The organism is Luteimonas deserti (assembly GCF_013425765.1).
Taxonomy (GTDB): Bacteria; Pseudomonadota; Gammaproteobacteria; order Xanthomonadales; family Xanthomonadaceae; genus Luteimonas; species Luteimonas deserti.
On the sequence record NZ_JACCJZ010000017.1, the window covers coordinates 102,770 to 124,006 of the forward strand.

Below are 21,237 nucleotides of genomic sequence, written 5' to 3' on the forward strand. Positions count from 1 at the left end.
GCCTGCTGCAGAGCAGCTCACCGCACGAGTCCCCCATGGCCGCGCGCACCCGCTTCCGTCTCCTGCGTCGCGCCACTCTCCTGACAGGATTCCTACTCGTGACCGCATGTTTGCTGTCTGCCGTGCTCACCCGCAGCCCGCCGCCGGCGCATGCCGGCTCCCCGCAGTTCGCCGACGGGGTATTCCGCAGCCCCGTTCCGCAGCCACCGGAGGGGTCGGCAAGATGCTCGGCATCGCCTGGAACATGCTCCCGCACAAGCCGGCGCACACCGTGCCGACGGGCCTGATTCCGGTGGTGCCGCTCACCCGCGCCGAACTCGACGCCGCCCCGGATCGCAGCCTCTACCGGCTCGGTCATTGCACGGTGCTGATGAAGCTGCGCGGCGGTTTCTGGATCACCGACCCGGTGTTCGCCGAGCGCGCCTCACCGGTCCAATGGGCAGGGCCGAAGCGCTTCCACGCGCCGCCCATCGCCCTGGCCGATCTGCCGCCGTTGCGCGGGGTGATCCTCTCCCACGATCACTACGACCAGCTGGATCTGGCCACCATCGATCAGCGGCCGTACGTGCATATGCAGCCGGGGGAGACGCTGCAGGCAGCGCAGGATCTGGGCGCGAAGTGGCTGCTGCCGATCCACAACGGTACCTTCGACCTCGCCATGCATCCCTGGACCGAACCGATGGAGCGCGTGACCGCGCTGAACGAAGCGCGCGGCAGGCTGCGGAGCTGATCTTACTGCGACGGGCTGTGCGGCACCCCAGCGCAGGGTGCGGGCGCGGACCTTCGTTGGTGCCGGCGTGGCGCGTTTCCGGGGCATTACGCTCGGGGGAATGATCGCTCGCCTTGACTCGCGTCGCATACACTCGCGCATCACCACCATCCGCCGATCACCGGGAGTGTGGAATGGCTAAACGCTTCGCGAGTGGGACCCTGGGCAAGCTGGCGATCAGCCTGCGGTCGAGTTTCTGGTTTCTGCCCTTGCTGATCGTGCTGGGGTCTGCAGGCCTGGCGACAGGCCTGGTCGCGATCGACCATCAGGTGGGCGGCCTGGAAGAACACTGGCCGAAGCTGTTCGCGATGGACGCCACCGGCGCGCGTGACCTGATGTCGACGATCGCCGCCTCGATGATGACGGTGGCCGGCGTGGTGTTCTCGATCACCATCGTCGCACTGGCGCAGGCCTCCACGCAGTACACCTCGCGCGTGCTGCGCAACTTCATGCGCGACCGCCGCAACCAGGTGGTGCTGGGCGTGTTCCTCGGCGTGTTCGCCTATTGCATCGGAGTGATGCGCTCCATTCCAGGCCATGGCGACGTGCCCTTCGTGCCGCATCTGGCCTTGTTCGGCGGGCTGGTGCTGGTGCTGGTGGCGGTGACGTTCCTCGCGGTCTTCATCCATCACGTGGCGGCGCAGATCCAGTCGGGCGCCATCGCCAGGGGCATTGCAGACGACACGCTGGAGACCATCGAGGCCCTGTTCCCCGATCCGCTCGAAAGCGACGACGTGCCGCCGGATCACCATCTGCCGCAGGGCCTGCGCTGGCACGCAGTGCGTGCGCCGCAACTGGGCTACATCGAGCGGGTGGATCCGCAGGCGCTGCTGGACTTCGCACGCGAACACCAGGTCTTGGTGCGCATGGAGCGCAATGTCGGCGACTTCGCCAGCCCGGACCGCACGATCGCCAGCATCGGGGCCGCGCACGTACCGGAGGCCGACGCCATGGACGACCTGTCGCGCCTGTTCGCCATCGATTCCTATCGCAGCATCGAGCAGGACATCGCCTTCGGTCTGCGGCAGCTGGTGGACGTGGCGCTGAAAGCGCTCTCGCCGGGCATCAATGACACCACCACCGCGATCACCAGCCTCGATTACCTGTCGGTGATCCTGGAACGCCTGGCCGGCCGGCGCATCGCGCCGCGTCCGCTGTGCGATGGCGACATGCTGCGGGTGATCCCGATGGGCACGGATTTCGAACGTCTGCTGGCGCTGGGCATGGACCAGATTCTGGAGAACGCGCACGGCAACACCGTGGTGCTGCTGCGGCTGCTGCAGGCCATCGAGCAGATCCGCGCGGGCGCACGCTCGCCCGCGCGGCAGCGGATGCTCGATGCCAAGCGCGAGGTGATTGCTGAAGTCGCGCGACGTACCGCCTCGAGCAGCGAATCGCGCCGCAGGATCGAGCAGCAGCTCGCCGGGGCGAATGCGCCAGGGGATGATGCCAGTGGCGCCTGAGCCCGGCAGGACGCGCGTTGGATACGGCAGATGCCGCCGGGATTGGCGGCGCGCGCTTATTTGCCGCGCAGATGCACCGCCCAGTAGGTAAGTCCCAGCGCCGCCGCCGATGATGTTGCCCAGCGTGGCCCACAGCAGGTTCACGCCGGCCGCGCCCCAGGACAATCCGGCGGGCAGGTCCGCGCCGGTCATCATCTGCGCCAGCAGGCCCAGCGGCAGCAGCGACATGTCGGCGATCGAATGCTCAAGCCCGAGCGCCACGAGATGCGGCGGTCGGCGGCATGATCACCGACACCTTGTGGACCGCGCATGCGGTGCCCGCGGCCATCCACCGCCGGGCGCACCAGCTCGTCCACCACGCCCGCCATGGTGACACCACGATCGCTCAGTTCGACCGGCGCGTGAACGTGCACTTCAAGGGCGTGTTCTTCCTGGCTCAGGCGCTGCTGCCGGTGATCCGCGACGGCGGATGCATCATGAACATCTCCACCTGCCCTCACGCGCTTCGCCTCTCCGGGGTATGCCGCGTAGGCAACGGTCAGAACCGGGGTGGAGAGGCTGGGCCTGTACATGGCCGGGGAACCGGGCCCGCGCGGCATCGCGGTCGATACCGTCGCGCCAGGCGCGATTGAACCGACTTCGGCGGCAGCGTCGTCCGCGACAACGCGCCGATCAACGCCCAGCTCGCCGGCATCCCCGCACTCGGGCGGTGGGCGTGGGCGTGGCGGACGACATCGGCTCGATGATCGCCTCGCTGCCGGCAAGCCGAACCGCTGGGTGAATGCGCAGCGGATCGAGGTGTCGGGCGGACAGGCGGTCTGACTGGCGGGCGGGAGTAGGTCGCCGCTCCGGGTGTTCGATCGGATGCAGGTGCTATCGAGGTGCGCTCTCTTCATGCGATAAGCCGTGGTGAGGAAGACCTTTCCCGATGCAGTCCGCGGCTCGCCCAAAGCGCTGCCATCGGCCTCTGACGGAGTACGCGGAGCGTTCACCCTTACTCCCACATCTCTCCCTGGGGAAAGGCGCTCTGGCGCCGCCACCCCCGCTCTTCCCCGATCCCCCGGGAGACGGGTTGGGGATGAGGGTCGATCTTCGCGAATTGCGCACCGAGGTCGCTGCCCCGGTTTTTGAGCCCCTCCCAACAAGAGAGACGGGCTCAACGCTGCTCGCCATTCTCCGTGAACCACCTGAAATCCAGCGTCCCCTCCGAGCAACGGAGTAGAACCCCAGCGTCCGCACGCCCAGCTCGCACGTATTCACTGCATCTTGCGACCCGATGCACGACTGTCTGCGATGCAGCGCGCAATTGTTGACGCGCTGCCCCGACATACGAGAGACCCACCATGCACCCACTCCCCGTAGTCGTGGCGCAGCCGCACAGGCCGCTGCACCCCCTGCACCTGTTGCTGGTCACCAGCGCACTTCCCCTGTTCCTCGGCGCGTTGATCGCCGACATTACCTACGCGATGAGCTATCAGATCCAGTGGACCAACTTCGCGTCATGGCTGGTCGCCGGGGCACTGGTGTTTGCGGTGCCGGCACTCGTCTGGGCGCTCGTGTCGCTGATCACACCGTCCGCGCGAATCCGCTCGCGCTACATCTATGTGGGGTTGCTCGCGCTGACCTGTCTGCTCGGCTTCCTCAATTCACTCGTCCATGCAATGGACGCTTGGCAGAAGATGCCGCAGGCGCTGATGTGGTCGGTGCTGTGTGTGGTGTCGATCGCCGCGACACTGTGGTTCGCGCTTGGCGGCACCTTGCGCCGTCGGGAGGTGGTGGCATGAAGCGCTGTGATTCCCTGAGGTCGAAGGCGGCGCCGCTGGCACGCGCTCTGGTGCCTGCGCTCGCGCTGGCGCTCGCCGCCTGCGGCGGCACGCCGGCTGAAACCTATGTCGGCACGGCGCCCGACCTGCCCAAGCCGCAGCGCGGCCTGCTGCCGGTGCTCAAGGTCTCGACCCCGACCGAGTGGGGCGACCGGCGCCCGCAGGTGCCCGAGGGCTACACGATCGAAGCCATCGCCGACAACCTGCTGATCCCGCGGCAGATGCTGGTGCTGCCCAACGGCGACATCCTGATCGCCGAAGGTCGCGGCGGCCGTGCGCCCAAGCTGACGCCCAAGGACGTGATCGCCGGCGTGATCAAGGCGCGCGGCAATACCCAGGTCGAGAGCGGCGACCGTCTGACCCTGCTGCGCGATGGCGATGGCGACGGCACCTACGAGGGCCGCTCGGTGTTCGCCGACAACCTAGATGCACCGTACGGACTGGCCTATGCGGACGGGGCGATCTATGTCGCCACGCAGGACGCGTTGCTGCGCTTCACCTATGCCGAGGGCGCGGTGAATGCGTCCGGCCCGCCCGAGCAGGTCACCTGGCTGCCCGCGGCCATCAACCACCACTGGACCAAGGCGCTCACCATCAGCGCCGATGGCCGCTACCTGTATGTCGGCATCGGCTCGGACAGCAACATCACCGAGCGTGGTCTCGCGGTGGAGGAAAACCGCGCGCAGGTTTGGCAGGTGGATGCACAGACCGGGTTCCACCGGGTGTTCGCCACCGGTCTGCGCAATCCGACCGCCCTGGCCATGCACCCGGGCATGGACCAGCTCTGGGCAGTGGTCAACGAGCGCGACGAGATCGGCCCGGAACTGGTGCCCGACTATCTCACCAGCGTGCGGCCCGGCGGCTTCTACGGCTGGCCCTACAGCTACTGGGGTCAGAACATCGATGACCGTGTGCGCCCGCAGAAGCCGGAGAAGGTGGCGGCGGCGATCACCCCCGACTACGCGCTGGGATCGCACGTGGCGGCCCTCGGCCTCGCGTTCTCGACCCCGGCGATGGGCGCGCAGTTCGCCGACGGCGTGTTCGTCGGGCAGCACGGCAGCTGGAACCGCGATCCGCCGGTGGGCTACAAGGTGTCGTTCGTCCCGTTCCGCGATGGACGCCCGTCCGGCGAGGCGATCGACTCCGCCACCGGCTTCCTCGGCGAGGACGGCAAGGCCCGCGGGCGTCCGGTGGGGGTGACCGTCGATCCGCGCGGCGCCCTGCTGGTGGCCGACGATCTGTCGAACACCATCTGGCGCATCACGCCGGCACGCGGCACCGCTTCGACTGTGCCCACGCCCGCTGCCGCCTCTGCGGATCGCCCGCCCGATGCGCCTGCCACCGCGGGCGCGCCGCCCGCAGGTTGACGGGCGCGCGGTAGGGAGAAGGACGGGCCGAGAGGCCCGTCCCGCCTTCCGACCGGCCAACGGACGAATCCGCCGGCCGGGTCGGGATCGCGCTGCGGTACGTGACGCGCCGGGCTGGCGCAGCGGCGCAGGTGATGGCCACGCACGCGCCCGGCCCGCGCCCCGCGCTGCGTGCGACGGCTGCTCAGGCCATCCCTGCGGTGATCACTGCGCGGGCATCCGCCACGGGGGTCACGCCGAACATGCGGCCGTACTCGCGGGTGAACTGGGGCACGCTCTCGTAGCCGACGCTGTAGGCCGCGCTGCTGGCGCTCAGGCCCTGGACCCGCATCAGCTTTCTGGCTTCGATCAGGCGCAGCCGCTTCTGGAACTGCAGCGGCGACAGCGAGGTGATGCGCTTGAAGTGCAGGTGGAAGGCCGAGGCGCTCATGCCCGCCTCGGCGGCGAGATGTTCGACCGGCAAGGGCCGCGCGAAGTCGCGGCGCAGCCGCTTCACCGCGCGCGCGATGCGCTCGACGTGGCCGCCGGGCCAGCCGAGGCGGCGGATCGCGTCGCCGTGGCGGCCTGCGAGCAGCCAGTAGTGCAGTTCGCGTACGCCTTGTGCCCGGAGTACGGGCAGGGCCCGGGGCTGGTCGAGCAGGCGCATCAGGCGCAGCGCGGCGTCGGCGACGTCGTCCTCCGTGGGCGATACACGCACCGGTGGGTGCAGATCGTCCGGCGCGGGTTCCATCTGTGCGACCAGGTCGGCGATCACCGCGGGGTCCAGTTCCAGTGCCAGCGAGTAGTACGGCGCGGCCGCGCTCGCCCGGGTGATGCGACTGGTGGTGGGAATGTCGGCAGTGATCAGCAGGCTGTCGCCGGCGGCGAAATCGAAATCCTGCGGGCCCATGCTCACGCGCTTGGCGCCCTGGCGCACTAGGCAGACCATGGGTCGCAGCACGTCGTGCACGAGGTCGCTGGGTGCGGTGGCACGCACGATGGCCAGGCCCGGTATGGCGGTGGCCACGGGACTGCCCGCCGGATTGAGGTCGGCGTGGCGGCGGATGGCTTCGAGCAAGGCGTCCATGCGCCAAGACTAGCCCGGGAGCCGGGTTCGGGGCGGCGCGCTGGAGGATCGGGCAAGCGATCGCGAGGTTCCGGCAACGGTGGGCTCCGTGGCTGCGGGACCCTGTCTCCCGTCCTCACAGCCCGATGGAGTTGCCCATGACCACCCTCACCCTGATCACCGGCGCGAGCCGCGGCCTCGGCCGCAACACCGCCGTCGCGGTCGCACGCGGCGGCGGCGACGTCGTGCTCACCTACCGCAACAATGCCGACGAGGCACGTGCGGTGGTCACGGAGATCGAAGCGCTGGGGCGCAAGGCCCTCGCGCTGCAGCTCGATACCGGCGAGGTGGGCGCGTTCGACGGGTTCGTCGAACGCCTGCGCAACGGGCTGCGTGACGTCTGGCAGCGCGACCGGTTCGACCACCTGGTCAACAACGCCGGCCACGGCGACATGGCGCCCATCGCGGGGACCACCGTGGCGCAGTTCGACCGGCTGGTGGACGTGCACTTCAAAGGGGTGTTCTTCCTCACCCAGGCGCTGCTGCCGCTCATCGCGGACGGGGGGCGCATCGTCAACCTCTCGAGCGGGCTCACCCGTTTCGCCTATCCGGGTTATGCCGCGTATGCGGCCGCCAAGGCGGCGGTGGAAGTGCTCACCGTGTACATGGCCAAGGAGTTCGGCGCACGCGGGATCGTGGTGAACACCGTGGCGCCGGGCGCCATCGAGACCGATTTCGGGGGCGGCGCGGTGCGCGACGACGCCGAGATCAATGCCCACATCGCCGGCATCACCGCGCTGGGCCGGGTGGGCGTGGCCGACGACATCGGTCCGATGATCGCCGCGTTGCTGGGCGAGGCGAACCGCTGGGTCAATGCGCAACGCATCGAGGTTTCGGGCGGCCAGGCCATCTGACCCGCCAGGCAGTCACTTCTTGCGCAGATGGATCGCCCAGTAGGCGAGGCCGAGACCGCCCCCGCCGATGATGTTGCCGAGGGTCGCCCAGACGAGATTGGCCCCGGCGCTGCTCCAGGACAGCGCACCTGGAAGTTCAGCGCCGGTGGCGGCCTGGGCGAGCAGGCCGAGCGGCAGCAGCGACATGTTGGCGATCGAATGCTCCAGCCCCAGCGCGACGAAGGCCGCGATGGGCGGCACGATCACCGCGACCTTGTCTACGGCCGACTGCGCGCCGGCCGCCATCCAGACCGCCAGACACACCAGCACGTTGGCGAGGATGCCGCTGGCGACAATCGCAGCCGCGGGCTTGCCGGCCTTGTCCGCGGCCAGCTCGATGGCCGACGCCGCCACCGCGCCATCGTCGCCCGTATGCACGCCCGCGCCGATGGCGAGCAGCACCAGCAGCACGGCACCGACGAGGTTGGCGACCCAGACCACGCTCCAGGCGCGCGCCAGCGCGCCCAGGCCGATGCGCCGCTGCGCGAGCGGTGCGGTCATCAGCGTATTGCCGGTGAAGAGTTCCGCCCCGGCAAGCAGCACCAGGATCAGACCGAGCGAGAAGCCCACGCCGGCCGCGGCCTGGGCGATGCCGACGGGCAGGCCGTCCGCACCGGCGCCGAGCAGCACCGCCGCCAGGCTGCCGAAACCGATGTAGGCGCCGGCCAGTACGCCGAGTCCGGTCATGCGTCCGATGGGCAGGCCGGCCTTGTCGACGCAGGTGTCGGACAGGGCGGCGGCGATCGCGTCCGGGGTGGACATGACGGGAGAGTCGTCGGCCATCGGCGTGCATCCAGTCGGCGGAGCGTCCAGCTATACGGCATGCGCGGTGAAGCGTGCGCCGACCCGTGCAGCGCGGGCGCAGCGGACACGCCCCTCGGTGGCCACGTGCGCACGTGATCCGATTCCTGCGCCGTCGCGGTGGCAGGCCGGGTGCAGGCGTCTGTGCCTGCGTCACCGCGCCGGCGCTGCTCAGCCGTGCGCGGCCCCAGGTAGCCTCGCGGTCACCTTGATCTCGAAATCGAATCCCGACAGCCAGGTCACGCCGACCACGGTGGCGGTCGGAAACGGCGCCTGGCCCCAGTAGTCCGGCACCACCGTGCTCCACACCTGCTCGAAGCGCGTGGCCGGGTCGACCATGAACACGGTCACGTCGACCACATCGTCGAAGCTGCAACCCGCTGCAGCGAGGACCGCATCGAGGTTGGCGAACGCGAGGCGCACCTGCTGTTCGAGATCGGGTTCGGGCGAACCGTCCTCCCGGCTGCCCACCTGGCCGGAGACGAACAGAAAGCCGCCGGCGCGCACCGCGGGCGAATAGCGATGGCGCTCGTACAGCGCGTGGCGGCCGGCGGGGAATACGGCGTCGCGTGCGGTCATGACGATCTCCTGCGGGGTCGGGGTGACCCTGGGGCGCCAGTCTGTGCCGGGCGCGGCCCCGGATAAATCCGCGGCATCGACCAGGTCTGTTCGTAGAATCCGAACAATCGTCGCCTGCGGAGTGCCGATGGACCGATTCGATGCAATGCAGGCCTTCGCCCGTGTGGTGGAGGCAGGCAGCTTCACGCGCGCGGCCGAGACCCTGCACGTGAGCCGCGCCACAGTGACCCAGCTGGTGCAGCAACTGGAGGCGCGCCTGCGGGTGAAGCTGCTCCATCGCACCACCCGCCAGGTGAGGGTGACCGAGGACGGCGCTGCGTACTACGCGCGGGTACTGCGCCTGCTGGGGGACATGGAGGATGCCGAGACCAGCCTCTCGGGTGCGTCGGCCACGCCGCGCGGGCGACTGCGGGTGGACGTGCCGGCCCCGTTCGCACGCACGATCCTGGTGCCGGCGCTGCCTGCATTCCATGCGCGTTTCCCGGAGATCCGCCTCGATCTCGGGGTCAGTGACCGACGGGTGGACCTGATCGGCGACAACGTGGACTGTGTGGTCCGCGGCGGCACCATCACCGATCTGTCTCTGGTCGCGCGCCACGTCGGCGATCTTGCGCTGGGTGTCTACGCCGCGCCGGCCTACCTGCAGCGGATGGGCACACCGGCCCATCCGCGTGAACTCGACGACAGTCATCACCGCATCGTCGGGTTCCTGTGGGGCCGCAGTGGACGCACGGTGAGCTTTCCGATGCATCGCGGCGACGAGCAGGTGCACGCGCACGGCCGGTACGTGGTGGCGCTGGACGATGGCAATGCCTATCTCGCAGCGGGTCTCGCCGGTCTCGGTGTGCTGTGGCTGCCGGACTACATGGCGGCCGCCCATGTCGCGGCCGACGAGCTGGTGCCGCTGTTCGAGGACTGGCGGATGGCGCCGATGCCGCTGTCGGTGGCGTATCCGCCCAGCCGCCACGTCAGCGCGAAGCTCCGCGCGTTCATCGACTGGATCGCCGAGCTGGTGGCGGTGCACGCACCGGTGATGCCGCCCCGGCCTTGAGCGCACGCGTGCGGGTCGCGCGGCGCGGGTGCATGATGCAGGCCCGCCTCCGGACCCGCGCCCATGGCACTCGCCGACGACCGCCGTCACCAGATGTTTCCGGTGCTCGATGCTGCCCAGGTGGCCAGTGCATGCCGCTTCGCCAGCGGACCGCCGCGCCGCTTCGCCGCCGGCGAGGTGATGTTCGACGTCGGCGACTGCGATGCCCCGGTGTGGCTGGTGCTCGATGGCGCGATCGACGTCACGCGTCGCGACGGGCTCGGACACGAAAAGCCGATCACCCGTCAGGGCATCGGCCAGTTCACCGGCGAGGTGAGCCAGCTGGCCGGGCGTGCCTCGCTGGCCGCGGGGCACGCGTCGGCGGACGGCTGCACCGCGTTGCCGATCGATGCGGCGCATCTGCGCGCGCTGGTGGTGGGCGCCGCGGAACTCGGCGAGATCGTGATGCGCGCGCTGATCCTGCGCCGCGTGGGGCTGATCGAGGGCGACGCATCCGGCTCGGTCCTGGTCGGTACGCCGGGGGATGCGCAGGTGACCGGCCTGCAGGGCTTCCTCACCCGCAACGGGTATCCGAACACGCTGGTGGACGCGGACAGCGACGAAGGCCGCGAGATCGTCGAACGTCTCGGCATCCTGGCGGCCGACCTGCCGCTGATGGTCTGCCCCAATGGCGCCGTGCTGAAGCGACCGGGCACCGCGGAAGCGGCCGCCTGCCTCGGCATGACGCCCGAGCTCGATCCCGAGGCCGTGCACGATGTGGCCATCGTGGGCGCCGGGCCGGCCGGACTCGCGGCGGCCGTGTATGCCGCCTCCGAGGGGCTGTCGGTGCTGGTGCTGGACCAGCGGGCGATCGGCGGACAGGCCGGCGCGTCGGCGCGGATCGAGAACTACCTCGGGTTTCCGACCGGCATCTCGGGCCAGGCGCTGGCCGGCCGTGCCTACAACCAGGCGCTCAAGTTCGGCGCCGAGCTGGCGATCCCGCTCGAAGTCGAACGCCTGGTCTGCGCCGGCGACGGGGACCGCGCGCCGCATGCCCTGCAGCTCACCTCGGGTCAACGCGTGCGTGCACGCACCGTCGTGATCGCCTCCGGCGCACGCTACCGGCGACCGGATATCGAGAACCTGCGGCTCTTCGAGGGGGCCGGCGTCTCGTACTGGGTGTCGCCGATCGAGGCGCGCCTGTGCGCGGGCGAAGAGGTCGCCCTGGTCGGTGGCGGCAATTCGGCCGGGCAGGCGGTGGTGTTCCTGGCGCCGAAGGTGAAGACCCTGCATCTGGTGGTGCGCGGCGCGGGGCTGGAGGCCTCGATGTCGCGTTATCTGATCGACCGCATCGCCGCGCTGCCGAACGTCGTGCTGCACACGCGCACCGAGCTGGTGGCGCTGGAGGGCGACGTCGAGCGGGGCCTGGTCGGCGGGCGCTACCGAAATCGCGACACCGGCGAGGAGCATCCCTGCGATCTGCGGCACGTGTTCCTGTTCGTCGGCGCCGATCCCAATACCGGCTGGCTCCAGGACTGCGTCGCCCTCGATGGCGGTGGCTTCGTGACCACGGGCGCCGACGGTGCCGGGCCCGGGCGCAGCACGTCGCTCGAGACCAGTCGGCCGGGCCTATTCGCGATCGGCGACGTGCGTGCGGGTTCGGTGAAGCGCGTGGCCGCGGCGGTGGGCGAGGGCGCCGCGGTGGTCGCGCAGATCCATGCACATCTGGCCGCGGACGCCGCGACTGCGCAGGCGGTCGAGGCGACCCCCTGAGCCCTCGACGCGGGGGCTCCGGCGTCTCGAACGGCAGCGCCGGACACGCGGCGAGCGCGCGCAGCCGTGTCCACGTCGCATGCGGATCCAGGCGCGAGTCTCCGGCGCCGGCATGCCAGAGATTCGGTAGCGCCCGATGTCACCGCCCTTGTGCCGCGCCGGCGCGACGGTGTCTACGCCGTGAGGTGCGGATCCGACGCCGTGCGAACCACCCAGTTGTCCGGGCACGTATGGCGCGCGTGTGAGCCGCGGGACCGGCGCTGCACGCGCCGACCTTCACGAGCCCGCAGGTAGCGTCGGGTCTTCCACAGCGAGGACACCCCGATGAGCCAGAAGAACACGACTGATCCGCGCGACGACGCGCAGTCGCCACCTCCCGCAGCCGATCCCGAGGCCGGCATCGAGCGCGAGGTCGGCGACCTGGGCGATCCGGACGCCGAGGACGACGATGCGCTGCCCGGCCGCGCCGGTGGCGGACTTGCCGGCGCGTGACCGCCTCGTGCCCGATGCGGCGGCGCGACGTCGCGTGCAACCGGATGCCGTCCGGTTCGCGGACCCTTGACGCCGAGCCGGCGACCCTCGTCCGCACGCCCTGGAACGGACATTCCGCGATGCGTCCAGCTTGCACGACACGAACGCCCGGCCGCGCTGACGGCACGCCCGGTCATCGCGGGCGCCCTGCACGCGTACCCCGAGCGCCCGAGGGATGCGCTCCGCGGAGCCGGCCCTGATGGCCCGGCTTCGACACAGCGACTGGCCGGACCGCGTCTGGATCGTCCGCCACGGCCAGAGTGCAGGGAATGTGGCCCGCGACGAGGCCGAACTCGCCAGCACCCACCTGATCGACATCGCGACGCGCGATGCGGACACGCCGCTGTCGGAGCTCGGCCACGAGCAATCCCGCGCGCTCGCCGCGTGGTTCGCCGATCTCCCCGAGGCCCAGCGGCCGAACGTCCTGTTGACCTCGCCGTTCCTGCGTGCCCAGCAGACCGTCCACGCGGTGGCGGATGCGCTGGGCATCGACCGCAGCGACATCGGACTCGACGAGCGTCTGCGCGAGAAGGAGTTCGGTGTGCTCGACCGCTACACGGTCGCCGGAATCAAAGTGCACTTCCCCGATCTGGCAGAACAACGGGCCTCGGTGGGCAAGTTCTACTTCCGGCCGCCCGGCGGCGAGAGCTGGTGCGACGTGATCCTGCGGCTGCGCAGCGTGACCGAGGTCCTGCGCCGCGACCACGTGGGCGACCGCGTGCTCATCGTGGCCCACCAGGTGATCGTCAACTGCTTCAGGTATCTCCTCGAATGCATGGACGAGGCGCAGATCCTGGCGATCGACCGCGAGGCGGACGTGCCGAACTGTTCGATCACCGAGTATGCGATCGACCGCGCCGATCCCGATGGACGTTTCCAGCTGCAGGTGGCCAACCTGGCATTGCCCCTTCTCGAAGCGGGCGCTGCGGTGACGGAGGCGTCGGACGCGCCCGGTGGCCCGCGGTGAGCACCCGGCCGCGCGCACGCGCGGACGCGGCCGGGCGGCGCATCGACGCGGCCCTGCTCAAACGGTGGCCGTTGCCCGACCCGTCCACGAGCGACAGCAAGGAAGATCGTGGCCGGGTGCTGGTGATCGGCGGCAGTGCACAGGTGCCCGGCGCGGTCCTGCTCGCCGGCACCGGGGCGCTGCGCGCGGGTGCCGGCAAGCTGCAGATCGCCACCGCGGCGCGCGCGGCGCTGCCGCTCGCGATCGTGATGCCGGAAGCCAAGGTGATCGGCCTGGCGGACGAGCCGGGCGGTGCGATCAGGTCTCTGGGTAAGGACGGTCTGCGCGCGGTGCGCGGCGCCGGGGCCGTGCTGGTCGGGCCGGGGATGGACGCGGGCCCGGCGACGCGGCGGCTGGTGGCGGCGGTGATCGCCGAGGCACGCGGCATCGTCGTACTCGATGCGGGCGCGCTCGATGCGACCACGGGGCGCGCGCTCGCACGGCGTCCCTCGGAAGCCACCATCGTCATGACCCCGCACGCGGGCGAAATGGCCGCGATGCTGGGATCCGACGCAGCGACAGTGACCGCGGAGGCGGCCGCCCTGGCGCGGAACTGCGCACGCGACTGGGGCGTGGTGCTCGCGCTCAAAGGGCGGGTCACCCACATCGCCGCGCCCGACGGCCGGTTGTGGATCAACACGGCCGGCAGTGTCGGCCTCGGCACCTCCGGCTCCGGCGATGTGCTGGCGGGCGTGGTGGCGGGTCTGGCCGCCCGCGGCAGCAGCGCCGAGCAGGCCGCCGTCTGGGGTGTGCACCTGCACGCGAAAGCCGGCGCGCGGCTGTCGCGCCGGCAGGGCCTGGTGGGGTTCCTGGCGCGGGAGATCAGCGCCGAGATTCCGGGGCTGATGCCGTGACGGCACGCGCGCCCGTCCCGGACACGCGCCGGCGCCTTGCCGGATCGCGCCTGCGCCGACGCGCGGCCCGCGCGCAGCGGAGCCGGGCGTGCACCTGATCCAGTTCTTCCTGCCGCTCCGCGACAACGATGGCGACGCGTTCCCGCGTGCCATGTTCGACACGGTGCGAAGCGAGCTCACCGAGCGCTTCGGCGGCGTCACCGCGTTCGTGCGCACCCCGGCGGTTGGCGCCTGGGAAGACGACACGGGCGACGTGCAGCGTGACGAAGTCATTCTGGTCGAAGTGATGGTGCCGACGCTCGAGCGCGACTGGTGGCGCGACTACCGTGAAACGCTGCGTACACGCTTCCGACAGGAGGCGCTGCTGGTGCGGGCGACGGCGGTGGACATGCTGTAGCGCCTCGATCCGGCGTATCCGTGCAACCGCTCGCCGGACGGCACGCGCTGGCGCACAGTTGCGCCGGATCGACACCTTCGCGCAGCGCAGCAGCGGGATATGGGAGACCGGTCGGGCTCGAGTGCCGCGCGTGCGCGCCGCGGGCCCGGTCTGGACCGTGCGATCGGAACGCGGGCGACAAGAAGCCCGGCAGGACCCTGGCAGCGCACGTGCCTGCACGGCGCGCGGCATCGCGGAACGCGTGTCCGATCGCTTGTCGGGCGCCCGGGCTGCTGCACCGGGCCGTGTCGTCAGGCCGCCGGGTCTCCGCGCCGGACCTTGGACGCGCACTCGGGCCTTCGAACGCGTCACGCCGTGTAGCGGGTGACCGCGGCCTCGCGATGGAACCGCTGACGCAGTGGCGAGACAGGGTCGGACGGGTGCGCGGAGAGGCCATGCGATGCCGACGCCCGACGACGTGCCCTCGCGTCGTGGCTCACCCGCGCAGCAGTCGACGGGGCGCGACCGCGGGCCGCCCCTCAGCCGATCGCGGACAGCCGGTCGATCAGGTCTTCGACGGTGATCGGGTACTTCCGCACGCGGATGCCGGTGGCGTTGTGGATCGCATTCGCGATCGCGGCCGGCACCCCGCACAGCCCCAGCTCGCCTACGCCCTTGGCCTTCATCGGCGAGCTGTCCGCATCGGCTTCGTCGAGGAAGACCACTTCCTGGCGCGGCACGTCGGCATGCACGGGGACCTCGTACCCGGCGAGGTCGTGGTTGACGAAGAAGCCGAGGGTGTCGTCGACCACCAGCTCTTCGCACAGCGCCGCGCCGATGCCCATCGTCATCGCGCCGATGATCTGGCTGCGCGCCTGCTTGGGATTGAGGATGCGTCCCGCCGCGCACACCGAGAGCATTCGGCGCACGCGGGTTTCGCCGGTCAGGGCATCCACCCCGACCTCGCAGAAATGCGCGGCGAACGTGCTCAGTTGCTTCTGCTGGTCGAGATCGCCGAACTCGATCGCATCCTCCACCACGATCTGGCCCGCGCCAGCGGCGTCGCCGAGCGGGAACGAACGGCCGCCCGCGTGCACCCGGCCATCGCTGAAGCCGGCCGTCGCCGGATCCAGGTCCAGCCGGGTCGCGACCACCTCGCGCAGCTTCATGCAGGCGGCATAGACACCGGCCGTGGCGCTGTTGGCACCCCACTGTCCGCCCGAGCCTGCCGAAACCGGGAAATCGGAATCGCCCAGCTTCACGTCGATCGCCTCGATCGGCAGGCCGAGGGTCTCCGCTGCGGTCTGCGCGATGATCGTGTAGCTGCCGGTGCCGATGTCGGTCATGTCGGTTTCGATGGTGACGCGGCCGTCGCCGTCGAGCCGGGCACGCGCGCCGGATTTCGTCACCGGCGCGTTGCGGAACCCCGCGGCCACGCCCAGGCCCACGAGCCATCGGCCGTCACGCACGCTGCCGTGCGCCTTGCGCGCGTTCCATCCGAAGCGCTCGGCGCCCTGGCGCAGGCATTCGACCAGCTGGCGCTGGGAGAACGGCCGTTCGGGCTTCTCCGGATCCACCTGCGTGTCGTTGCGGATGCGGAGCTCGACCGGATCCATGCCCAGTGCGTCGGCCAGTTCGTCGATCGCGATCTCCAGCGCCATCATGCCGGGCGTTTCGCCGGGGGCACGCATCGCATTGCCTTCCGGCAAATCGAGCGTGGCCAGGCGCATCTTCGTCATGCGGTGCTCGCCGGCGTAGAGCAGGCGCGTCTGCTGCACGGCCACCTCGGGCCCACCGCCCTCGAGATCGCCGGACCAGCTTTCGTGACCGATCGCCGTGATGCGGCCATCCCGCGTGGCGCCGATGCGGATCCGCTGCTCGGTGGCAGGGCGGTGGGTCGTGTTGTTGGCGATGAGCGGGCGGTGCAGGGCGACCTTGACCGGCCGCTTCGCGGCCTTCGCACCGAGCGCCGCGAGCACCGCGTCCGCGCGCACGAAGAGCTTTCCGCCGAAGCCGCCGCCGATGAACGGCGAGACCAGGCGGACCTTGTCGCGCGGAATGCCGAGCGTGCGTGCGACGTCGCCCCGGCCCCAGGCGATCATCTGGTTGGAGGTCCAGATGGTGAGCGCGTCGCCATCCCAAGCGGCGAGCGAGGCCATGGGCTCCATCATCGCGTGCGACTGGTCGGGCGTGGTGTAGGTCTGGTCCAGCGTCACATCGGCGGCCGCGAACGCGGTGTCGAAGTCACCGACGGCGGTGTCGGCAGGCGTGTCGCCACCCTGCGGCTTGACGGCCTTGTCCTTCTCGCGCGCGAGCGAGAACCGGCCACGTTCACGGGTATAGGCCACGCGAACCAGGCCGGCCGCGGCGCGGGCCTGTTCGAAAGTCTCGGCGACGACCAGCGCGATCGCCTGGTGGTAGTGCTGGATCTCCGGGCCGCCGAGCAGGGTGGCGGTGTTCATGCGGCCCTTGCCGAGCGCGCCGGCGTTCTGCGCGGTGACCACCGCCAGCACGCCGGGTGCGCGTTCGGCGGCGGAAACGTCGATCGATGCGAGCCGCCCCTTGGCGATGCCGGCGCCGACGACGTGGCCGTAGGCGGCCCGCTCCCCGACGTCGTGCCATTCGTAGGCGTAGGTCGCGGTGCCGGCGACCTTGCGCGGTCCGTCGATGCGGTCCAGCGGCTGGCCGACCACGCGCATGCGGTCGATGGGGTTCTGTCCGGCGGGGGTCTCGAATTTCATGACGTGGCCTCCCGGGCCTCGGCCAGCGCGGCGGCGATCGTGCGCTCGGCGAGAACGAGCTTGAAGCGGTTGTCCTCGGTCGGCGCGGCGCCTTCGAACAGGCGAGCAGCGATCGCCGATGCGCCACGCGGCATCTCGGCGTCCGCGGTGTCGCGGCGCCACGGCATGTGCGCGACCCCGCCGACCGCGATGCGCCCGCTGCCGTCGGCCTGGACGATCGCGGCCACCGAGACCAGCGCGAACGCATACGATGCGCGATCGCGCACCTTGCGGTAGACGTGCCGGCCCCCGACGGGCGGGGGCAGGAGGACCGCCGTGATCAGTTCGCTCGCCTGCAGCACGGTCTCGCGCTGCGGTGTGGTGCCCGGCGGGAGGAAGAAATCCTCCAGCGCGATCCGCCGCGTCCCGCCATCGGGCGCGAGGGTCTCGACCTCGGCATCCAACACGCGCATGGCGACGGCCATGTCGCTGGGATGGGTGGCGATGCAGTGTTCGCTGCTGCCGATCACCGCCAGCTGGCGGCTGTAGCCCTGCAATGCACCACAGCCGCTGCCCGGCAGACGTTTGTTGCAGGGCTGGTCGGTGTCGTAGAAGTAGGGACAGCGCGTGCGCTGGAGCAGGTTGCCGGCGGTGCTGGCCGCATTGCGCAGTTGACCGGAGGCGCCCGCGAGCAGGGCGCGCGCCAGCACGCCGTAGTCGCGGCGCACGCGCGCATCGGCCGCCAGATCGGTGTTGCGCACCAGGGCGCCGATGCGCAGGCCGCCGTGGTCGGTGGTCTCGATGGCGTCCAGTGCGAGCCCGTTGACGTCGATCAGGTGTGCCGGCGTCTCGATCTCGAGTTTCATCAGATCGAGCAGGTTGGTGCCCCCGGCGATGAACTTCGCGCCCGGCGTGCGCGAGGCGGCTTCGGCCGCCGCGGCGGGCGAGGTCGCACGCTCGAACCCGAACGCTCTCATGCGTCCACTCCGGACCGGCGGCCCGCCACGTCCTCGATCGCATCGAGGATATTGGCGTAGGCGCCGCAGCGGCAGAGGTTGCCGCTCATGCGTTCACGGATCTCGTCGCTGCTGGGCGTCGGCGTCGCCGTGAGATCGGCGGTGACGTGGCTGGGGATCCCGTCGCGGATTTCGCCGAGCACCGCGACGGCCGAGCAGATCTGTCCCGGCGTGCAGTAGCCGCACTGGTAGCCGTCGTGCTTCACGAACGCGGCCTGCATCGGATGCAGCGCGTCGGGCGTGCCGAGACCCTCGATGGTGGTCACCGTACTGCCGTTCCGCATCACCGCGAGCGTCAGGCAGGTGTTGATCCGCCGGCCGTCGACGATCGCGGTGCAGGCGCCGCACTGTCCATGGTCGCAGCCCTTTTTGGTGCCGGTGAGATGCAGCTCCTCGCGCAGCAGATCGAGCAGGGTGGTGCGCGTGTCGACCTCGCGGGCCACTTCGGTGCCGTTGACCTCGAGGGTGATCCGCTGGCGGACCGGAGGACGCCCGGAGGACGGCGCAACGGCGGCCGCGGCGCCTTGCGCGAATGCCGGTGCGGCGATGGACGCAGTGGTGGCGGCCCCGGCCTTGAGCAGCTCGCGGCGAGTGAGTGGCGGCATGGTGGAGTCCTCTGGCGGGCACATGGCTGGCGAGGTGGTGAGCGGCGATTCGCCCGAGCATGCGCGGCCGGGTGTTGCGGCCAGGTCAAGCCCGTGGGACGGCACGGCCGCAGGGCTGGCCCGTCCGGGAAGGCGGACGGGTGACAAGGATCCGGCGGTCGGAGCGGCGCATGCGCCTGTCGCGACAGGCGCGATCGCGACGAGCGACATCCCGGGAGCGCGGCGCGCCACCGCGCCGGGAGCCTCAGGCGATGGACGCCGCGGCCGGGCGCGGGGGGGCGGCATCCCGACTGAGCGCATGCGCCCCGCGCAGCAACATGCGGATCATCTGGGCGAGCTCCTCGACGAGGGCCTCGTCGCGCTCGGGGGGCGAGTCGAGCGCGGTGCCGCCCATGGCGAACACCAGCCGCGTGATCGCGCGCGAGACGAGTTCGGGCCGGTGGAAACTCAATCCCTGAGCAGCCGCGATGCGCACAAGGTCGGCACGCAGCTCGTCCTCGAAGAAGTGCAGCTGGCGGTCGACCGCGCGCTTGAACGCGTCCGAGCCCACCGTGCCTTCGCGCAACAGCACGTGCAGCAGCTTGTCGTCCGCGCGAAGACGCTCCATGAAGGCCTCGAGCGAGCCGCGCACGATGCTCCGCCCGGAGACGGCCCGGCGCCGCGCGTCGCCGATGATTCCGCGCAGCGACTCGCCGGCGACATCGATCAGCGCGACCGCCAGTTCGTCCATGTCGTGGAACTGGCGGTAGAAGCTGTTGGGCGCGATCCCGGCCTCGCGCGCCACCTCGCGCAGGCTCAGCGTCGATACGCTCCGGTGCGGGCCGATGAGGCGCATCGCGGCCCCGATCAGGTCCTCACGCACGATGGCCGGCTTGCGGCCGGGGCCGTCCGGGATGGACGCGTCGTCGCTGGCGGGCGCGGGACTGCGGACGGACACGGAGGCATGCACCGGGGCGACGGTGGGCCAGCATACCAGCGCGGCCGCTCCGGCCCGGCGGGGCCGGCAGCAGGCCTCTGCGCGAGGAGCGGGCGACCGGGTCGATGCCCGCTCGCGCTCCTGCGATCCGGTCGCCTGTTCGACCGACCCCGCGGTGCGGCTCGCCGAAGGTGATCGCCCGCGCCCGCATCGACGCCTGTCGTCGCGTGGTCCGGCGGTCAGGGAACCGGCACAGGCCGAGACCGGCGTGGGCGCACCCCCGTCCGGGGGCGCGGGCCTCGGTGCGCGCCGGCGGCAGGCTCCTTCATCCAGTCAGGGCGGCGCCTTCCAGAGGCGGGACACGACGTCGCGTCCACTCGGCGCAGGCTTCCGACCTCTTGAATGCGCCGTCCGCACAGCCTGAACCGCGCGTGCCCTGCTGCGCCCTATTAATGCACACGTGTATACACAGGCGTGCGGATGCCTGTACAGTCGTCGCATGTCAGTTGCCATCCCCTTTTCAGCACGTCCGCGCAGTCGCCTGCGCCGGCTTGCCACGCCCTTCGTCGCGCCACCGGTGTTCGATTTCTGGGCGCAGCGGCTGCACCCGACGTGGACCTGGGAGCGGCCGCTGGCGCGCATCGTCGGTCGCGCGCCTGCGGCCGCCGGCGCGGTCACCCTGACCCTGAGACCGAACCGGCACTGGACCGGCGCGTTGCCGGGCCAGCACGTGAACCTCGGCGCGGACATCGACGGTGTGCGGGTCACCCGCAGCTACAGCCTGGATGCGCCGGTAGGCAGGGACGGCCGCATCACGGTCACCGTGAAGGGCATCGAAGGCGGGCGGATGAGCCGCTACCTGCTCGACGCCGCCCGCGTCGGCGACGTGCTCGACATCGGCCCCGGGTTCGGCGAGCTGCTGGTGCCTGCCGGTGCGCCCGAGCCGCGGCTGTTCCTGGCCGGCGGCAGTGGCATCACCCCGCTGATGGCGCTGGTACGCGAGCTGGCCGGGCAGGGCATGGCGGCGCCGTTGACCCTGCTGTACTGGGCACGCACCCGCGCCGAACTCTGTTTCGTCGATGAGCTGCGGGCGCTGGCTGTGCGCCACGCGGCGTTCGATGTGCGCTTCGTGTTGACCGGCGAGTCGCCGCAGGCTGCCGACGAGGCCACTGGACGGATCGATGGCGCCATGCTCGACCGGCTCGTTCCCGATGTCGCCGCGCGGCATGTCTATGCCTGTGGCCCGGGCGGGTTCATCGCAGCGGTCGAGACCGCACTCGACGGCCGCGCTGCGCTGTTGCGCACCGAAGCGTTCACGCCGCCGCCGCGCCCGCCGGCCGACGACGCCGGCACCGTCTCGGTGACCCTGGCCCGCAGCGGCCGCACGCTCCAGCTGCCGCGCGGCACCGCCCTGCTGCAGGCGCTGGAAGCCGAGGGCGTCAAGCCGCGTTACGGCTGCCGCATGGGTATCTGCAACACCTGCGCCTGCGGCAAGACCGTCGGCACCGCGCGCGACCTGCGCACCGGCACCGCCAACGGCGAGCCGGCCATGGCACTGAAGCTGTGCATCAGCAGCGCAGTGACCGATCTCGTTCTCGATCTGTGACGTC

At 70.9% G+C, this 21,237-nt stretch carries 19 protein-coding genes and 2 pseudogenes; 13 read left to right on the forward strand and 8 right to left on the reverse strand.

From position 1 onward, the window contains the following. Positions 1-35 precede the first annotated feature (35 nt). Positions 36-715, forward strand: a pseudogene (locus tag H0E82_RS09730) (MBL fold metallo-hydrolase); the annotation flags it as partial. 188 nt (positions 716-903) lie between these two features. Then, positions 904-2,232 carry a DUF2254 domain-containing protein gene (locus H0E82_RS09735; RefSeq protein WP_180545266.1) on the forward strand — a complete coding sequence of 443 codons (1,329 nt, stop codon included), beginning with the start codon at positions 904-906 and terminating at the stop codon, positions 2,230-2,232. Positions 2,233-2,340: 108 nt separating this feature from the next. Here the strand turns inward: H0E82_RS09735 and H0E82_RS17085 are convergent. After that, a pseudogene (locus H0E82_RS17085) lies at positions 2,341-2,493 on the reverse strand (hypothetical protein); the annotation flags it as partial. Positions 2,494-2,513: 20 nt separating this feature from the next. Here H0E82_RS17085 and H0E82_RS09740 point away from each other — a divergent pair. From H0E82_RS09740 to H0E82_RS09750, 3 genes are all read left to right on the forward strand, one after another. Next, positions 2,514-2,864, forward strand: coding sequence for a hypothetical protein (locus H0E82_RS09740; RefSeq protein WP_180545267.1), 351 nt, complete (start codon positions 2,514-2,516; stop codon positions 2,862-2,864). A gap of 711 nt (positions 2,865-3,575) precedes the next feature. Next, positions 3,576-4,016: a DUF2231 domain-containing protein gene (locus tag H0E82_RS09745; protein WP_180545268.1), complete on the forward strand. Its 441-nt coding sequence runs from the start codon at positions 3,576-3,578 to the stop codon at positions 4,014-4,016. Next, entirely contained in the window at positions 4,013-5,422 is a 1,410-nt protein-coding gene (locus H0E82_RS09750) for a PQQ-dependent sugar dehydrogenase (protein WP_180545269.1), read from the forward strand. The genes H0E82_RS09745 and H0E82_RS09750 overlap by 4 nt, the downstream gene beginning before the upstream one ends. A 184-nt stretch (positions 5,423-5,606) precedes the next feature. On the opposite strand, the gene H0E82_RS09755 is transcribed toward H0E82_RS09750, so the two are convergent. Beyond that, positions 5,607-6,488, reverse strand: a complete 882-nt coding sequence (locus H0E82_RS09755; RefSeq protein WP_180545270.1) for an AraC family transcriptional regulator — start codon at positions 6,486-6,488, stop codon at positions 5,607-5,609. 125 nt (positions 6,489-6,613) lie between these two features. Here H0E82_RS09755 and H0E82_RS09760 point away from each other — a divergent pair, with 125 nt between their 5' ends. Further along, a complete protein-coding gene (locus H0E82_RS09760; RefSeq protein WP_219338496.1) occupies positions 6,614-7,381 on the forward strand; it encodes an SDR family NAD(P)-dependent oxidoreductase in 768 nt (255 codons plus the stop codon). Between the two features lie 12 nt (positions 7,382-7,393). Here the strand turns inward: H0E82_RS09760 and H0E82_RS09765 are convergent, their stop codons facing one another. After that, positions 7,394-8,182, reverse strand: a complete 789-nt coding sequence (locus tag H0E82_RS09765; RefSeq protein WP_180545272.1) for a formate/nitrite transporter family protein — start codon at positions 8,180-8,182, stop codon at positions 7,394-7,396. A 210-nt stretch (positions 8,183-8,392) separates the two neighbouring features. After that, positions 8,393-8,800, reverse strand: coding sequence for a RidA family protein (locus H0E82_RS09770; protein WP_180545273.1), 408 nt, complete (start codon positions 8,798-8,800; stop codon positions 8,393-8,395). A 127-nt stretch (positions 8,801-8,927) separates the two neighbouring features. On the opposite strand from H0E82_RS09770, the gene H0E82_RS09775 reads away from it, so the two are divergent. The 6 genes from H0E82_RS09775 (at position 8,928) to H0E82_RS09800 (ending at position 14,391) form a co-directional block, all read left to right on the forward strand. After that, positions 8,928-9,851 (forward strand): LysR family transcriptional regulator, encoded by a 924-nt coding sequence (locus H0E82_RS09775; RefSeq protein WP_180545274.1) that lies wholly within the window; start codon positions 8,928-8,930, stop codon positions 9,849-9,851. A 63-nt stretch (positions 9,852-9,914) separates the two neighbouring features. Further along, complete coding sequence (locus tag H0E82_RS09780) at positions 9,915-11,603, forward strand: FAD-dependent oxidoreductase (protein WP_180545275.1); 1,689 nt, start codon at positions 9,915-9,917, stop codon at positions 11,601-11,603. Between the two features lie 324 nt (positions 11,604-11,927). Next, a complete protein-coding gene (locus H0E82_RS09785; RefSeq protein ID WP_180545189.1) occupies positions 11,928-12,095 on the forward strand; it encodes a hypothetical protein in 168 nt (55 codons plus the stop codon). Between the two features lie 238 nt (positions 12,096-12,333). Then, entirely contained in the window at positions 12,334-13,101 is a 768-nt protein-coding gene (locus H0E82_RS09790) for a histidine phosphatase family protein (RefSeq protein WP_425600336.1), read from the forward strand. Beyond that, positions 13,098-13,994 (forward strand): NAD(P)H-hydrate dehydratase, encoded by an 897-nt coding sequence (locus tag H0E82_RS09795; protein ID WP_180545277.1) that lies wholly within the window; start codon positions 13,098-13,100, stop codon positions 13,992-13,994. The genes H0E82_RS09790 and H0E82_RS09795 overlap by 4 nt, the downstream gene beginning before the upstream one ends. A gap of 88 nt (positions 13,995-14,082) precedes the next feature. After that, positions 14,083-14,391 (forward strand): hypothetical protein, encoded by a 309-nt coding sequence (locus H0E82_RS09800; protein WP_180545278.1) that lies wholly within the window; start codon positions 14,083-14,085, stop codon positions 14,389-14,391. Between the two features lie 518 nt (positions 14,392-14,909). On the opposite strand, the gene paoC is transcribed toward H0E82_RS09800, so the two are convergent. From paoC to fabR, 4 genes are all read right to left on the reverse strand, one after another. Continuing rightward, positions 14,910-17,111 carry an aldehyde oxidoreductase molybdenum-binding subunit PaoC gene (gene paoC / locus H0E82_RS09805; protein ID WP_180545279.1) on the reverse strand — a complete coding sequence of 734 codons (2,202 nt, stop codon included), beginning with the start codon at positions 17,109-17,111 and terminating at the stop codon, positions 14,910-14,912. Then, positions 17,108-18,067 (reverse strand): FAD binding domain-containing protein, encoded by a 960-nt coding sequence (locus H0E82_RS09810; RefSeq protein WP_180545280.1) that lies wholly within the window; start codon positions 18,065-18,067, stop codon positions 17,108-17,110. Before H0E82_RS09810 ends, paoC begins: the two co-directional genes overlap by 4 nt. Then, complete coding sequence (paoA, locus tag H0E82_RS09815) at positions 18,064-18,711, reverse strand: aldehyde dehydrogenase iron-sulfur subunit PaoA (protein WP_219338497.1); 648 nt, start codon at positions 18,709-18,711, stop codon at positions 18,064-18,066. Before paoA ends, H0E82_RS09810 begins: the two co-directional genes overlap by 4 nt. 244 nt (positions 18,712-18,955) lie before the next feature. Next, positions 18,956-19,606 (reverse strand): HTH-type transcriptional repressor FabR, encoded by a 651-nt coding sequence (gene fabR, locus H0E82_RS09820; protein ID WP_328797018.1) that lies wholly within the window; start codon positions 19,604-19,606, stop codon positions 18,956-18,958. Between the two features lie 520 nt (positions 19,607-20,126). Here fabR and H0E82_RS09825 point away from each other — a divergent pair. Then, the gene (locus H0E82_RS09825; protein WP_180545282.1) at positions 20,127-21,233 is read left to right on the forward strand and encodes a ferredoxin reductase; all 1,107 of its coding nucleotides are present in this window, start codon (positions 20,127-20,129) and stop codon (positions 21,231-21,233) included. Positions 21,234-21,237 lie beyond the last annotated feature (4 nt).

Bases quoted from the DNA above. Each gene is read 5' to 3' on its own strand.
- H0E82_RS09735 (WP_180545266.1), top strand. From the start codon at position 904: ATGGCTAAACGCTTCGCGAGTGGGACCCTGGGCAAGCTGGCGATCAGC.
- H0E82_RS09750 (WP_180545269.1), top strand. From the start codon at position 4,013: ATGAAGCGCTGTGATTCCCTGAGGTCGAAGGCGGCGCCGCTGGCACGC.
- paoC (WP_180545279.1), bottom strand. From the start codon at position 17,111: ATGAAATTCGAGACCCCCGCCGGACAGAACCCCATCGACCGCATGCGC.
- H0E82_RS09775 (WP_180545274.1), top strand. From the start codon at position 8,928: ATGGACCGATTCGATGCAATGCAGGCCTTCGCCCGTGTGGTGGAGGCA.
- H0E82_RS09770 (WP_180545273.1), bottom strand. From the start codon at position 8,800: ATGACCGCACGCGACGCCGTATTCCCCGCCGGCCGCCACGCGCTGTAC.
- H0E82_RS09810 (WP_180545280.1), bottom strand. From the start codon at position 18,067: ATGAGAGCGTTCGGGTTCGAGCGTGCGACCTCGCCCGCCGCGGCGGCC.
- H0E82_RS09790 (WP_425600336.1), top strand. From the start codon at position 12,334: ATGGCCCGGCTTCGACACAGCGACTGGCCGGACCGCGTCTGGATCGTC.
- H0E82_RS09765 (WP_180545272.1), bottom strand. From the start codon at position 8,182: ATGTCCACCCCGGACGCGATCGCCGCCGCCCTGTCCGACACCTGCGTC.
- H0E82_RS09785 (WP_180545189.1), top strand. From the start codon at position 11,928: ATGAGCCAGAAGAACACGACTGATCCGCGCGACGACGCGCAGTCGCCA.
- H0E82_RS09755 (WP_180545270.1), bottom strand. From the start codon at position 6,488: ATGGACGCCTTGCTCGAAGCCATCCGCCGCCACGCCGACCTCAATCCG.
- H0E82_RS09825 (WP_180545282.1), top strand. From the start codon at position 20,127: ATGTCAGTTGCCATCCCCTTTTCAGCACGTCCGCGCAGTCGCCTGCGC.
- paoA (WP_219338497.1), bottom strand. From the start codon at position 18,711: ATGCCGCCACTCACTCGCCGCGAGCTGCTCAAGGCCGGGGCCGCCACC.
- H0E82_RS09760 (WP_219338496.1), top strand. From the start codon at position 6,614: ATGGAGTTGCCCATGACCACCCTCACCCTGATCACCGGCGCGAGCCGC.
- H0E82_RS09745 (WP_180545268.1), top strand. From the start codon at position 3,576: ATGCACCCACTCCCCGTAGTCGTGGCGCAGCCGCACAGGCCGCTGCAC.
- H0E82_RS09780 (WP_180545275.1), top strand. From the start codon at position 9,915: ATGGCACTCGCCGACGACCGCCGTCACCAGATGTTTCCGGTGCTCGAT.
- H0E82_RS09740 (WP_180545267.1), top strand. From the start codon at position 2,514: ATGATCACCGACACCTTGTGGACCGCGCATGCGGTGCCCGCGGCCATC.